Annotated in this window: 18 protein-coding genes; 11 read left to right on the forward strand and 7 right to left on the reverse strand. The window is 40.8% G+C overall.

The genetic code is table 11. The features are described 5' to 3' along the window. Window positions 1-107: 107 nt before the first annotated feature. The 9 genes from cysE (at window position 108) to GTQ43_RS01575 (ending at window position 6,347) form a co-directional block, all read left to right on the forward strand. A complete protein-coding gene (cysE, locus tag GTQ43_RS01535) occupies window positions 108-857 on the forward strand; it encodes a serine O-acetyltransferase (RefSeq protein WP_265270064.1) in 750 nt (249 codons plus the stop codon). A gap of 57 nt (window positions 858-914) precedes the next feature. After that, on the forward strand, window positions 915-1,181 hold the full coding sequence (locus tag GTQ43_RS01540) for an Asr1405/Asl0597 family protein (protein WP_265270066.1): 267 nt from the start codon (window positions 915-917) through the stop codon (window positions 1,179-1,181). Between the two features lie 288 nt (window positions 1,182-1,469). After that, window positions 1,470-1,667, forward strand: coding sequence for a DUF2949 domain-containing protein (locus GTQ43_RS01545; RefSeq protein ID WP_094340663.1), 198 nt, complete (start codon window positions 1,470-1,472; stop codon window positions 1,665-1,667). Between the two features lie 371 nt (window positions 1,668-2,038). Then, a complete protein-coding gene (nifV, locus tag GTQ43_RS01550) occupies window positions 2,039-3,172 on the forward strand; it encodes a homocitrate synthase (protein WP_265270071.1) in 1,134 nt (377 codons plus the stop codon). Next, a complete protein-coding gene (locus GTQ43_RS01555; protein ID WP_094327372.1) occupies window positions 3,159-3,446 on the forward strand; it encodes a nitrogen fixation protein NifZ in 288 nt (95 codons plus the stop codon). The genes nifV and GTQ43_RS01555 overlap by 14 nt, the downstream gene beginning before the upstream one ends. Beyond that, window positions 3,421-3,624 (forward strand): putative nitrogen fixation protein NifT, encoded by a 204-nt coding sequence (gene nifT / locus GTQ43_RS01560; RefSeq protein WP_265270074.1) that lies wholly within the window; start codon window positions 3,421-3,423, stop codon window positions 3,622-3,624. The genes GTQ43_RS01555 and nifT overlap by 26 nt, the downstream gene beginning before the upstream one ends. Window positions 3,625-3,753: 129 nt before the next feature. Next, entirely contained in the window at window positions 3,754-4,296 is a 543-nt protein-coding gene (locus GTQ43_RS01565) for a (2Fe-2S) ferredoxin domain-containing protein (protein WP_265270076.1), read from the forward strand. A gap of 260 nt (window positions 4,297-4,556) precedes the next feature. Next, a complete protein-coding gene (locus GTQ43_RS01570; RefSeq protein WP_265270078.1) occupies window positions 4,557-5,720 on the forward strand; it encodes a PD-(D/E)XK nuclease family protein in 1,164 nt (387 codons plus the stop codon). A 51-nt stretch (window positions 5,721-5,771) separates the two neighbouring features. Next, window positions 5,772-6,347: a Uma2 family endonuclease gene (locus GTQ43_RS01575; RefSeq protein ID WP_265270079.1), complete on the forward strand. Its 576-nt coding sequence runs from the start codon at window positions 5,772-5,774 to the stop codon at window positions 6,345-6,347. A gap of 116 nt (window positions 6,348-6,463) precedes the next feature. Here GTQ43_RS01575 and GTQ43_RS01580 read toward each other — a convergent pair whose 3' ends face one another. The 6 genes from GTQ43_RS01580 to GTQ43_RS01605 all read right to left on the reverse strand — a co-directional run bounded on the left by GTQ43_RS01580 (window position 6,464) and on the right by GTQ43_RS01605 (window position 10,622). Next, window positions 6,464-6,727, reverse strand: coding sequence for a type II toxin-antitoxin system RelE family toxin (locus GTQ43_RS01580; protein ID WP_265270082.1), 264 nt, complete (start codon window positions 6,725-6,727; stop codon window positions 6,464-6,466). Next, entirely contained in the window at window positions 6,724-6,927 is a 204-nt protein-coding gene (locus GTQ43_RS01585; protein WP_265270083.1) for a hypothetical protein, read from the reverse strand. Before GTQ43_RS01585 ends, GTQ43_RS01580 begins: the two co-directional genes overlap by 4 nt. 147 nt (window positions 6,928-7,074) lie before the next feature. Then, window positions 7,075-7,413, reverse strand: coding sequence for a protochlorophyllide oxidoreductase (locus GTQ43_RS01590; protein WP_265270085.1), 339 nt, complete (start codon window positions 7,411-7,413; stop codon window positions 7,075-7,077). Continuing rightward, the gene (locus tag GTQ43_RS01595; RefSeq protein WP_265270086.1) at window positions 7,403-7,882 is read right to left on the reverse strand and encodes a hypothetical protein; all 480 of its coding nucleotides are present in this window, start codon (window positions 7,880-7,882) and stop codon (window positions 7,403-7,405) included. Before GTQ43_RS01595 ends, GTQ43_RS01590 begins: the two co-directional genes overlap by 11 nt. 225 nt (window positions 7,883-8,107) lie before the next feature. Continuing rightward, window positions 8,108-9,490 (reverse strand): 1-acyl-sn-glycerol-3-phosphate acyltransferase, encoded by a 1,383-nt coding sequence (locus tag GTQ43_RS01600; protein ID WP_265270088.1) that lies wholly within the window; start codon window positions 9,488-9,490, stop codon window positions 8,108-8,110. A 562-nt stretch (window positions 9,491-10,052) separates the two neighbouring features. Continuing rightward, window positions 10,053-10,622: a Uma2 family endonuclease gene (locus GTQ43_RS01605; protein WP_265270091.1), complete on the reverse strand. Its 570-nt coding sequence runs from the start codon at window positions 10,620-10,622 to the stop codon at window positions 10,053-10,055. 206 nt (window positions 10,623-10,828) lie between these two features. Between GTQ43_RS01605 and GTQ43_RS01610 the strand changes: the two genes are divergently transcribed. Further along, a complete protein-coding gene (locus GTQ43_RS01610; RefSeq protein WP_265270093.1) occupies window positions 10,829-12,643 on the forward strand; it encodes a proline--tRNA ligase in 1,815 nt (604 codons plus the stop codon). Between the two features lie 270 nt (window positions 12,644-12,913). After that, the gene (locus GTQ43_RS01615) at window positions 12,914-13,531 is read left to right on the forward strand and encodes a GerMN domain-containing protein (protein WP_265270094.1); all 618 of its coding nucleotides are present in this window, start codon (window positions 12,914-12,916) and stop codon (window positions 13,529-13,531) included. Between the two features lie 64 nt (window positions 13,532-13,595). On the opposite strand, the gene GTQ43_RS01620 is transcribed toward GTQ43_RS01615, so the two are convergent. Then, window positions 13,596-13,943 (reverse strand): ArsR/SmtB family transcription factor, encoded by a 348-nt coding sequence (locus GTQ43_RS01620; RefSeq protein ID WP_265270095.1) that lies wholly within the window; start codon window positions 13,941-13,943, stop codon window positions 13,596-13,598. Window positions 13,944-13,990 lie beyond the last annotated feature (47 nt).

The raw sequence follows: 13,990 nt of genomic DNA on the forward strand, positions 1-13,990 counted from the left end.
AATCAATCCAATAAATCCAATCAGCATTGGGTTTGATATCGAGTTGGATGTCACCTGATATAAGCATAAAAATAGCAGATGACTCTTTTACCAGATAGACATTACCGATGCAACAGTCTTTAGACAGTATTAGCGATCCCCCAAGTACCAAAAAGCAGGATTCTGCACATACATCCATGCTGAAAAATTTCCTCTCTGGCGGTTTTTTTGAGCCATTATTGAGTGATTTTCGCATCATTTTTGAGCGCGATCCCGCAGCACGGAATTGGCTAGAGGTGGTGTTTTGCTATCCAGGATTGCACGCACTCTGTTTGCATCGTCTTGCTCACTGGTTACATGGTCGAGGAGTCGGTTTTATCCCCCGTTTAATTTCTCATTTGGGGAGATTTTTGACGGGAATTGAAATTCATCCAGGTGCAGAGATTGGCCAGGGCGTGTTTATCGACCACGGAATGGGTGTTGTCATTGGCGAAACTGCGATCGTCGGCGACTATACACTGATTTATCAGGGCGTTACCCTTGGCGGAACTGGTAAAGAAACTGGTAAGCGTCATCCGACGGTGGGCAAAAATGCAGTGATTGGGGCGGGTGCAAAAGTTTTGGGTAATCTGCAAATTGGCGATCGCGTCCGTATTGGCGCAGGTTCCATTGTTTTGCGAAATATCCCCAATGATTGCACAGTTGTGGGCGTTCCCGGTCGAATTATTTCTCGAAATCAAAACGCCAGCCTTTCTCCTTTAGAACATGGAAAGCTACCCGATATGGAAGCAACTGTGATTCGTTCTTTGCTCTCGCGCGTTGAACAACTCGAAAAACAACTGCAAGCTTTAAGAGAAGAGTTAGGAGTTAGGAGTTAGTAATTATTCTCCCTCATCCCCCTCATCCCCTTCATCTACCCACTCCCCTTTGCCAAAATGAGAAAATTAAACGCCTCACAACTTAATTCCGATCCTTTAGGCGATCAAGTTTTGCAGATACCTTTGAGCGATCGCTGGCGAATCTATCACCGACTGCAAGAGTTAAAAATAAATAGTTCTTGTCCCCCCGATGGTTCGTTACGAGTGCAAGTGAACAATTTGCTAGAAGCGATTCTAATTCGCAGTACAGTTATGCAATTTCTTGGTTCTCGTCAGGAATTATTAGAGTGGCTAGAGCGTTGCTGGATTTATAGCGATCGGTAGAGACGCGATGAATCGCACCTGTTCAAGACAACATTAATCTTGAATTCATGACTAAATCACTGCACTTTATCCTTTTTGTTCATAGATGCACAAAGCTCAAATAGGTTTAGAGTTTGAAGCTACTGTATGCTTGCAGAATTTGTTGCAGACTGAGATGGATTAGATGGAGTTTATATTTTGTTTATTCTCCTAAATCTGAAATTACCCTGACATATAGCAACAATTAAAAATTGGAATTTCTGATTTTTAAGTTTTTCCCAAATTAAGAAATTGAAAGTTCAATCATTTATGGCGACTCGGAACAGAGATATAAAACTCCTCAATTTTTTGCAAAACGAACTTGAACTTTCAAATGCTGATATTGCTGTAGCTCTGCGACACCGTGAATTAGAAAATGGCCCATTACCGATGCTTCTCTGGCAATATGGTTTAGTTGATTTGGAGCAGCTAGGAAAGATTTTTGATTGGCTAGCAGAACACAGTTAGCTGATTTGTCACCTGTAGTTCTGAGTCCCATTATCTGCCGAAATTACACACCAATGCTCTAGAAAATCTGAGGTTACGAAGATGATTACATCCTTACTTGCTGGATTCTGTGTTTTACTTTGTTCAGGATTTGCTAATAGTTACATTAGTTCGTTGCTACTCGAACAAACTACAACTGACATCGGTAAAAACGATTAGTAAATTATACATTGTTTTAGTTCCCTGTCATACAGATGTGATGCTGCTAATAGGTCAATAATTAAGGATCATGTATCCTACATTATGAATTGTGATATTTTTAGCATTTGCCATCGCTGGGGATTGTAGAGAGAAAGGATATTAAGAATACTTCCAAGAGAGGGATATTTGCAATGAATCAAATCATAATTAATGACACTACATTACGTGATGGCGAACAAGCAGCAGGTGTTGCCTTTACCTTACAAGAAAAAGTAGCGATCGCTAAATTTCTTGATGCCATTGGTATCCCCGAATTAGAAGTCGGTATACCGGCAATGGGTGACGAAGAAACCCGTGCGATCGCCGCAATTTCTGACTTGGGTTTACAAGCAAAACTCTTGGGCTGGAACCGCGCTGTCATCTCAGATATTAAGGCTTCTATCGCTTGCGGACTGAACCGGGTGCATATCGCCATTCCCGTCTCTGGTATCCAAATCGCCGCTAAATTCCACGGTCAATGGCGAATAAGTTTGCAAAAACTCAAAGACTGCATCAGCTTCGCTGTCGATCAAGGTCTTTGGGTAGCAGTCGGCGGAGAAGATTCTTCTAGGGCTGATGAAAACTTCCTCTTAGATGTAGCACTTTATGCCCAAGAATGGGGTGCATCCCGGTTCCGCTTCTGCGACACCGTAGGAGTTCTCGATCCTTTCACCACCTACAATAAGGTCAAACGGCTAGTTTCAGCTTTGATGATTCCCTTAGAAATCCATACCCACAATGATTTTGGTCTGGCAACAGCCAACGCTCTTGCGGGTATCAAAGCCGGAGCTTTATCAGTGAATACCACAGTCAACGGATTAGGTGAAAGGGCGGGAAATGCAGCTTTAGAAGAGGTTGTGATGGCTATCAAACGCATCTATGGCGTTGATTTGGGCATCCACACACCCAGTTTGCTGGAACTTTCTCAACTGGTTGCAGCTGCATCAGGTGCTAGCGTACCACCTTGGAAAGCGATCGTTGGCGAAAATACCTTTGCTCACGAATCTGGTATCCATGCTCACGGGGTATTGCAAAATCCCATTACCTACGAACCATTTGCACCCGAAGAAGTGGGTTGGGAACGGCGTTTAGTATTAGGTAAACATTCTGGACGGCATTTGGTTTCAAACTTGCTAGAACAGCATGGAATTTTCTTGAACTCCCAAGAAACTCAATCTGTTTTAGATGCAGTGCGCCATCAATCGGTACAGAAAAAACGCAGCCTGACGACAGAAGAACTATTGAATTTGGTCAGAGAACAGAGGTACTCTCATGCAACGCGATGAATTAGAACTCAACTTGCCACCTGCTTTTGAAATTGGTGAAAAAGTCAGAGTTCGGAAACTGCTCAAAAACGATGGAACCTTTCCTGGTAAAGAAGTTGGGCAAGTTTTAGTGAACAAAGGAGATATCGGCTACATAGCGAGTATAGGGACATATTTGCAGACTTCCTATATTTATGCTGTGCATTTCTTGGAAACAGGATTCGTCGTCGGCTGTATGAAAAAAGAACTAGAATCTGTTGAGGAATCTCATGAAAGTAATGCTACGCATGAATGATGCCGGTACTTTAGTAGTCTACGTTGCTAAAAAAGACCTTGAAGAAGAAGTCGTCAAACAAACCGATGGAAGTGATGGCAAGATTCTCACCCTAGCCAATGGTTGGGAATTAGAATTTCGTGATTTGCCGGATGCAGCAAATTTACCCCAAACAGTAGAAGCTAAACGCCTCGCTTAAAAAATGGGGAGTGGGGAGTAGGGGGAGACAAGGGAGACAAGGGAGAATTATTTAACAAGTTTCTTCCCCAATTCCCAATTCCCAATTCCCCATGCCCCATGCCCAATTCCCAATAACTTTTTATCAATCATGGGTGACAAACATTTGACGTTATCAGAATTGAACCTTGAAGGACAGTTACTAGGTTTTGTTGGTGGTGAATCAGGAAAATATAAATACTTGCAATTGGCAATTCCATCTGGAAATGTAGAAATTAAACTGTCTAAAGAGTTGCGCCGTTCTCTAAGTTCATCCTTAGTTCCTGGTCAGCAAGTTCGCGTTTGTGGTTATAGTAAGATAGATTCGCGTACAAGTGAAATTAAAATTAAAGCCTATCAGGTAATACCAGTTAATGGGTGTCCAAAGCAAGATTTATCACCTCAAACCAAAGCGAGGATTATGGTATGTCAAAAGGGCGGTTGTTTGAAACGTGGTGGTAAAGGGTTATTATCAGAATTAGAAAAAACTTTGTGCGATCGCGGTTTGTTAGACAAAGTTACCATAGAACATACCAGTTGCCAAAAATGCTGTAGCAGCGCCCCCAACTGTGTTTTACACCTTGGTAAAAAGAAATACAAGAATATTCATCCAGATGCGATCGCATCTTTGCTAGAAAATCATTTAACCCAATAGCACTAAGCTTTTCTAGCTTATTATTAAAATAATACACAACTTTGTAGGGGTAAAATTTTTATCCCTATTTGTTGTAAGTATCATACAGTAATCTTGTCAAACTGCGATCGGCTAAGTTATAACTGCTGCACTGCTAGTAATAACCTGCCCTGGGGAATGTAATTCCCGGCTATACAGACAAAACCCACCGACCTGGGTTTTAAATTATTGGAGTCTGTTTAGGCAGACTTTCCACCAATATCTTAAATAGCTAAAAATCAATGTCTTTGTTTAGCAATTTACTCAACTTACATTCAGCAAACAAGCCGCTTGAAGATTTTTTTACTGAGATTGTTGCCTATTTTTTATCCCTGAATAATCATATTTTAATTGATTGGTTAAAATATCATTCAATCATTAGTGATGAGAATTATTCCAGCATCAAAATTTCAACTCAACAAGAACACAAACGACTTGAAACTCATACTCAAGATAGTAGATTGGACATTGTAGTTGAACTGTCAGATGGTTTAAATACTGATGTAATATGTATTGAATCAAAAATTGGCTCTACAGAAGGATGGCGACAATTAGAAAAATATGCTGAGATTCTGAGTAAATTAAAAAATGTTAGACATCGAATTTTGATTTATATTACCCGTGATTATGATCCAAAAGACGAAATCAAAACTCCAGCATTTAATTTAGAGCCAAAGATAAGTTTTTATCAATTGAGGTGGCATCAATTTTATGCCCGCTTACAACAATATGCGACTGATATCTTAGCCCAAGAAATATTAATTTTCATGAGGATAAATGGAATGTCTACTACAAATCAATTTTCATCGGTTGACTTATTGACAATGGTAAATTTTAACAAAACTCTCATTTTGATGCAATCAACCTTGAGTGATGAGGTGAAGGAGGAATTCAAGTTAGCTTTTGGAAGTGTCGTAGGAAAGGCAGCAAGTATGACTCAATGGAGATGGGATAGTAGATATATTATCTACACCCACCTTTCTGCCTCAACATGGGACTTATGGTGTGGTCTTGGATACTTCAATTTAAATCCAACTAATTTAACTGATTATCCATATTTAGGTATAATTTTGTATGTTTCTCCTGGTTTTAGAGAACGTCCAAAAATTATTGAATCTATGCAGAAAGTAATTAACCATAAGCCTAATATATGGACTCCTGTTAATTTAAAAGTTTTGCCAGCCTGGTCAGGTATATTCTATCGAAAAAGCCTACAAGAGTTTTTATCTCAAGAAAACCAGCTATCTGCTATTAAATTATTTTTCCAAGAGTCCATAAAGGAATTAAAAACGGTTCAGGAACAATATTTTGAGTTTCCTTGGAATGGTGTAAGTATAGAAACAGCTACAGAAGTTGATAAAGAAGAATACCCAGACACCTCACTATCTTCCATCGCATCACTTTAATCAGCTACAGCTATATTAAGATAAAAATAACTCTGCATTCTCGTAGCTGTTATGAGCCTTACCACTGCTAAACGCTTTACTGTAGCTGAATATCACCGTCTAGCTGAACTCGGCTTCTTTGAGGAGAATGACCGAGTTGAGCTAATTAAGGGTGAAATAATCCAGATGGCAGCAAAAGGTACACCACATTCTGTTTGCAGCACCCGCTTATATCGGGAATTATTCAAGCTGGTTTTAGAAGAGGCGATTCTTCGAGGACAAGAACCAATTATTATACCTGATGACAGCGAACCAGAACCCGATCTAGTCATTGTACGAAATCGTCCTGATGACTATTTAGAAGCTCATCCTAGCCCATCTGATGTATTGCTGGTAATTGAAATTTCTAATTCCACTTTGAAATATGACCAAGATGTAAAATTATCTGTTTATGCAGAAGCTGGTATTTCCGACTATTGGATATTTAATTTAGTAGATAACTACCTAGAATCTTACAGCGAACCTTATAAAGATTTACAAGGTAAATTTGGTTATCGCCGCAAGTTAATTTTTCTGCCAAATGAATCAGTTAATCTGCCATATTTTCCTGATTTAGTTCTGGATTTATCTAAAGTGTTTCCTGGGTGATGTATTAGGTGCGTATTCTTGACACAATTAAATCAAAGTATGAGTATTTCATAGCACCCGACGTATTTCAAAATCGCTGCAAAAGCAGAGTGACGACTTAGTATTGACTTGACAATCTACTCATCTCGATAAACATCTCTTCGATGCCCTACTCTAACAACCTTAACTATCAGCACATCATCTAGGATTTCGTATAAAATCCGATAATTGCCAACACGAATACGATATTTATTGTCGGTAGTTTCTAGCTTGACAACGCCGCTAGGACGGGGATTTTCAGCCACTTCTAAAATTTTCTCGTTAACTCTATCTCGAATATCAGCAGATAATTTTTTTAATTGTTTTGCAGCCCTGTTAGAAATTTCTATTTGATAAGTCACGATTCTAATTCTTGTTTGTACTGTTCCCAAGTAATAGTAGGTTCATTTTCAGCTTCTTCAAAGGCTTTAATATCCTCTTGATCCTCAGATGACCTAATATCTAACAGTTCTAGAACATCTTCTAAAGTGTCTTCATAAGCTTGTTCTAGTCTTTGATTGATTGCTTTTAACAACTCTTGTCTTTTAGTTGTAGTTTCCATAATTAACCTCTGCAACTGCAAAACTTTTAATTAATTTCTGCTTGAGCTATTGTTGTGGTCAAAGTGATAAAAGACGCGATTAATCGCGTCTTTTATCTTTACATTATTTGTTTCTAGATTTATCTCAAGTGTTTTACTTACTACTACTTACACTGTTACCATTGTTTTTCTTTGAGATGAAGTTTTTTCAAGGTTTGAGTGATAGAGATGCATCCAAGATACAGTTCTGAACCATTTACCACGACTTTTCCTGTAAGGCTCTAACATCTCATACTGAAACTTATGTTTGCTAGAGGACAATATATCTACATCTACCAATTTTGGTTGATTACTTAAAGCATGGTTGTGGCTTTTTGAATCTTCGACTTCAGGTAGCAAATGTGCTACTCCGAATAGTTGTCCCAAAGGAGACGTTTTCAGGAAAGCTTGCCTTTGGGCGTGAGTCATAACAACTTTTGACCCGGCTTTTATTGTATTACTGGCCATATAAATTTGGCACTCCTCTTAAGCTTTCTTGTTGATTACAGAAGGATGCGGCTGCTTTCCGCAAGAATCTGAAAGCATATCCATCTTCTCCTGGAGCGATTGTCACAGGCCCCAGATATTCCATCTGCACCTTATTATTATAATAGGACACAGCCGTATCTAGAGCAACCAAGATAACTAGCGGTTCATCTGTTTCTGTTTGACACAACTCCAATCCAACCTTGGTTGCATACCAAATTAACCATTTGCCGATTGGTTCCATGAATCGTTCAGCCCCCTCTCCTCGACTTGTAGGGTGAGCTTCTATCTGTTCTATCTCTAAAAATTTTGGAGAACCTGGATAAGGATAAAGACCATATCGCACTAATCCCCAGACTTTACCCTTATAAACAAGTTTGACAATGTTTTGACATTCAAAATCGGTATTTTGCCACAAATTCAACCATTTAAAAGTCCAATTAGTAGGCATATCATTTTTTTAGCTGGAGAAAGCATAGCAATTTCCTCGACTGCCGATTTAATTCGGACTTTTACCTCATAGGAGCCAATGGTAGTCAATTAGGTTGTATCAACTTTTAGTAGCAATATTTCAGATTTATAGATTATAAATAACTACAGAATCAGATTGCAATTAACAGTTCAAGAGATTTTATAGACTGCAATGGTGAGGGAGAGAAAGATCCTCACCATCGAATCAAATTAATCCTTCTAACAAGTGTTGTAAATCATTTGTGACATCGGCAACAGATTGTCTAGCACTCAAACGATTTTCTTTATATGCTGGGTAACGCTCAGAAATAGATATAGGTTCACCCACGGTAATTTTGACTTTTTGCTTACCCAATTGCGGACGTTGCACAGTTTTATTACCTTTAATCTGATCTATCATCTTCCATAAAATTAAAGTCGTCTCAGCAAACCTTTCTACCGTTGGATTTTCTCGAATATAATTACCAGAAACGGCAACGAAACTTTCTACTAAACGCATGTGCCACATCCGTGCATTTGCTTCTTCAGCAATGCGATCGCCTAAAGCTCTTTCGACAGCAGATATTCCTTTTACATCCTTAAATTCTTCTCTAAATATATAATTCCAACCTGCTTGTTCTACTCGCCGACAACGGTCACTCAAACTACCTTTTGACTGTAAATTAAAATACTGTTCTGAGATTAACAGCGCTGCATTTAATAAAGCTTGTAAACGAACTGCTAACGCTTCATTTCTATCTGGAATTTGCCCAGCAACAATCTTGGGATCTGGCAGTTTTTGATGATAAAATCGGGTATAAAATTCTTCCATTAATAAAAGTAAATGTTCTGCCAAGGCTAACAACCGGGGATAAAGCGACTCTATAGAAGCATTTTCTGGTGAATTCACAGGTAAACCACTAGCCGCTTCCAATTCACTTAAAAGATTTGCGATCGCATCCCAAGGAGCATCAACGTAACTATATTTAATCCCAACTGGTACAATTAGAACCTGTTCGGGGCGTTCGGCTTTGTGCAAATCTTCAGCACACCAAAAGCCTAATTGGGCGATACCGGGTTCCAGGGGGCTGATATTCTCCGATAAACCATTGGTTGCACCCTCTGGCGCAGCCGCCATCGGGAATTTCCCATTGAGAAACAAGTCACGCGCCGAACGTAACCCCGTCCAGTCAGCTTTACCGCGCTGAATGGGAGTCCCACCTAAATGAGAAGCAATCCAGCCAACGTAAGCACCTGCCCATAGAGGAATGCCGCGATCGTAGATAAAATGAGCGTGAATTGGAAGTTGTAGTGTTGTGCCCTGCGATCGCGCTACCTTGGGTACAAGTTGAGACAGCAAATAGGCCAAACAAAATGGATCGTCTGTTTTCGGATGGCGAAATGCCAGCATAAAACGGATCTTACCCTCCTGAAACTGGCGATAGAGATCCACCAGCCCCTCTACGTTGTCTGCTTCAATTTGGGTAATGGGTGTTTGCCATTTTATCCAACTGGGTAGCAACAGATGGACGACTCGTAGCAATAGGGGGTTAAACGCTGGAGGAATAAATTCTAAGGGTGCTTGTGCTTGATAAATTACATCTGCCAAGGTAGTTATCTCCTAAAGATGCCCTGATTCTAATCGCTTGGGATTATTTCTTTTAAGATATCCTAATGACTGTAATATGCCCTGAGTAATGAAGTAGCGTTAAAACCTGCCTATTGCGCTGTGCTTGGCACATCACTCAGGTCAAACTTGATTTTTTACCCCCCTCAATCCTCCCTTAGAAAGGGCTACGGTGTACACACAAGTTTTTGAGAGTGGCCTCATAGGCTTTTGATCCCCCCAACCCCCCTTAAAAAGGGGGGCAAAGGTCTCTTAAAGTCCCCCTTTTTAAGGGGGATTTAGGGGGATCTCCAACGATTTTGGGTTTTTACAGAAAAGTTGAGCGTAGCCCGCTAATTATCAGGTTGCTGTGCCCCTACTGCGTGGTCTATTTACCTGAAAATAGCTGTAAGGTTGCTGTATAGTGTCGGGTAAGTTAATTTTTGCAGGTCGATGCACTAAGGAGTCGATGCAACAAAGGTGTAGGTCAAGAGACTTATAGAGTATTTTCTGCTGCAATGGAAAGTGTGGGCAGATAGTGGAGGTTTAGCAGCACTTGTAAATCTTAATAACAGGAAAGACTTAAGCTAAATCCTGGCAATACATCTTCACCCGATAATTGTGTGGGAAGATTTCGCACTTCCGCATCTTGTTTTTGGCGATAAATTTCTACTTGCTGCTGTTGGGGGTTAATTAACCATGCCAATTGCACCCCTGCATCCATATATTCCTGCATTTTGGAACGCAACATTTCTAAATCATCCGTTGCTGACCTTAATTCAATGACAAAATCGGGTGCAATGGGGGGAAATTTGCGTCTTTGTTCAGGTGTAAGTGCTTCCCAACGTTCTCGTTGAATCCAAGCGGCATCTGGGGAACGATCGCCACCATTGGGTAATTTGAATATAGTAGAAGAACTGAAGGTGTAACCAAGGCCAGTTTGCCGATTCCAGATTCCCAAATCAATAATCAAATCCGCTTCTCGATTCCCGCTTTCACCTCCAACGGGGGACATGATGATTAATTCTCCCTTGGTAGTCCGTTCAAACTTCAATTCGCGGTTATTTTGACATAAGTGATAAAATTGTTCGTCACTAAGGTGAACGGTGTCTAGTTTTAATGTCAAAAGACTCATAACCTAGACCTAGATTAAATAGGTGCAAAGATTGTATCACAATCCAGTTCAGAATGAGCAACAAAACACTTGTAGAGACGGCGATTTATCGCGTCTCACTCACGGCGATTTATCGCGTCTCGAAAACCCAAAATTGTTGCTAGTAGACCTTAACTGAACTGTATTGGTTTATAAACAAATTAGAGATTCTGGAAAGGGAATAAACGATGCGACTGTCACAAATGTTATTCGTTACACTCCGGGATGATCCAGCTGATGCTGAGATTCCCAGTCATAAATTATTACTCCGTGCAGGTTACATTCGTCGCATCGGTAGTGGTATCTATGCTTATCTGCCGCTAATGTGGCGGGTACTGCAAAAAGTTTCCCAGATTGTGCGGGAAGAAATGAACGCTACAGGCGCACAAGAATGTCTTTTACCACAATTACAACCTGCTGATTTATGGAAGGAATCGGGACGCTGGGACACTTACACCAAAGCTGAGGGGATTATGTTTTCCCTAATTGACCGCCGTGAGCAACAATTAGGATTAGGCCCAACTCATGAGGAAGTCATCACAGCGATCGCTCGTGATATGATTCGCTCGTATCGCCAACTACCCCTACATCTCTACCAAATTCAAACCAAGTTCCGTGATGAAATTCGTCCCCGCTTTGGTTTGATGCGTGGACGAGAGTTTATCATGAAGGACGGCTACTCTTTCCATGCCGATGAAGCCAGCCTCAAAGAAACTTACCAGGATATGTATAAAGCGTACAGCAATATGCTGCGGCGTTCTGGTTTAGCTTTTCGGGCAGTGGAAGCTGATTCTGGTGCAATAGGCGGTTCTGGTTCCACAGAATTTATGATTTTGGCGGAAGCCGGCGAAGATGAAGTTCTCTACACTGAAGATGGTAAATACGCCGCTAACGTAGAAAAGGCTGTTTCTTTACCAATTGACGCTGAAACTTCACGGTTTACAACCTACGAAAAACGGGATACACCTGGAACAGAAACCATTGAAAAAGTTTGTCAAATCCTCAACTGTTCTTCCACTCAATTGGTGAAAAATGTCCTTTATCAGACAGTTTATGATAATGGTATAACGGTGTTAGTTCTGGTGAACATCCGAGGCGATCAGGAAGTGAATGAAGTCAAGTTGCAAAATGAATTGACTAAATTAGCTTCTGAGTATGGTGGTAAAACTATTATTAGTTTAAATGTACCAAATCTAGAAGCCCAGCAAACATGGACAGCTAAATCTCTGCCTTTAGGCTACATTGCACCAGATATCGGAGATGAGTATATTACTGGCAATAAACAGATTCATCCTAAATTTTTGCGCTTAGTAGATCAAACAGCCGTTGATTTAAAAAACTTTGTTACAGGTGCAAATGAACCTGGTTATCACGTAGTTGGTGCTAATTGGGGTGAGCAATTTAAGTTACCAGAGCGAGTAGTAGATATTCGTAAGGCAAGACCAGGCGATCGCGCCATCCATAATCCAGAACAAACCTTACAAAGCGCCCGTGGAATTGAAGCCGGTCACATCTTCCAATTAGGGACTAAATATTCTCAAACGATGGGTGCAACTTATACCAATGAACAGGGCGAAGAGAAGCCGCTAGTTATGGGTTGTTTTGGTGTCGGTGTGTCGCGGTTAGCACAAGCTGCCGTAGAGCAATCTTACGATAAAGATGGAATTATTTGGCCAGCTGCGATCGCACCCTACCACGCGATCGTCACAATTCCGAACATCAAGGATGCTCAACAAGTCGAAATCGCCGAAAAACTTTACACAGAACTCAATCAAGCAGGAATTGAAACCATACTAGATGACCGCGATGAACGGGCTGGAGTCAAATTTAAAGATGCTGACTTGATTGGTATACCTTATAGAATTGTAACCGGACGAGCGATCGCTAATGGCAAAGTTGAAGTTGTAGAAAGAGCCACCCGTCAATCTCAAGAAATTGTCATTGATGAAGTTACAGCGACACTCAAACAGTGGATTACGGAAGCAATAGGGCATAGGGCATAGGGCATGGGGCATGGGGCATAGGTTATTTTACTTGTCCCCTAACTCCTAACTCTTAACTTTCCACTCCTCATATCCCCAAAATTTACATAATTTGGTAGGTGACGGATTAGAAGTAAAAATTCTAAAATTGAATTAGGGACTTGCAGAATTAAGAGGCATAAAGTAAGTCTCCTCTGGGTTGTGGAAACTCTAAACTTATAAGTATCGTCGTTAACCAGGCTGCTCCTCACATAACTACCATATCAGCCCTCAGTTAGGAAGGTTTTGAACATGAAAGACCAACAAGGATCTAATCGTATTTCTTCAGGCGTAATTGCAGCTGTGTCAGCAGTGGTTGTAGCGGTGGGTGGCGGTGTGGCTTGGTTTACCTCACACTCCAGCAATACTCCCACACCGTCAAACACCTCTGGGCAAATCGCTCAACCAGCACAGCCATCGAATAGGCAGCCAGTTGCTAATGAAAAAACCCCCAATGTTTATTGGCTCACACCAAAAGACAAAAATGTTGTTTTGGTTCCCCAGCCTGTTAAAGTCGCTTCTATACTACCCAACCAGCCTTTAGAAGCAGCTTTCCAAAGTTTGTTAGCAGGGCCAACAACAGAAGCAACAGGTTCGACAACTATCCCCAAAGGAACCAAACTTTTGGGGCTGAAATCAGAAAATAACGAAGTTCACGTTAATTTATCAGAAGATTTTACCAGTGGTGGCGGTAGCACATCAATGATGGGTCGCGTGGGACAAGTTGTTTATACTGCGACAACTTTAAATCCCAAAGCCAAAGTGTACATTGACGTGAACGGCAAACCGTTGGATGTTTTAGGTGGTGAAGGTTTAGAGTTACAACAGCCACTAACTCGTGAAAGCTTTGATAAAAATTATCAGCTTTAGTCATTGGTCATTAGTCATTGGTCATTAGTTTTTCACAAATGACAAAGGACAAATGACAATTGACCTACCGTTTGCTATTTAATACACGAAAATTACGGGCTTGCTCTTCTAACCTTGTGGCAAGGCGATCGCAAACCCGATTACACAAATCAAAAATCATTTCATCTTCCACCCGGTAATAGGCGCAAGTTCCTTCACTGCGGCGGCTAAGGATACCTGCTTGCCACATTACCTTCAGGTGTTTTGATACATTTGCCTGAGAAGTGTGTGTTGCCTCTACCAACTCTTGCACGCATTTTTCTTCATCCCGTAATAAGTGGAGCAGCCGCAAGCGCATCGGCTCACTTAACAGGCTGAAGTATTCAGCTACTTGTTGCACCACTTCTGGCGGTAAAGGCAACGTTTGTTTCATCAGGATTAACCCGCAAGGACTGAAGTTTTAACAATTACTCACTTCAT

The organism is Nostoc sp. KVJ3 (assembly GCF_026127265.1).
Taxonomy (GTDB): domain Bacteria; phylum Cyanobacteriota; class Cyanobacteriia; order Cyanobacteriales; family Nostocaceae; genus Nostoc.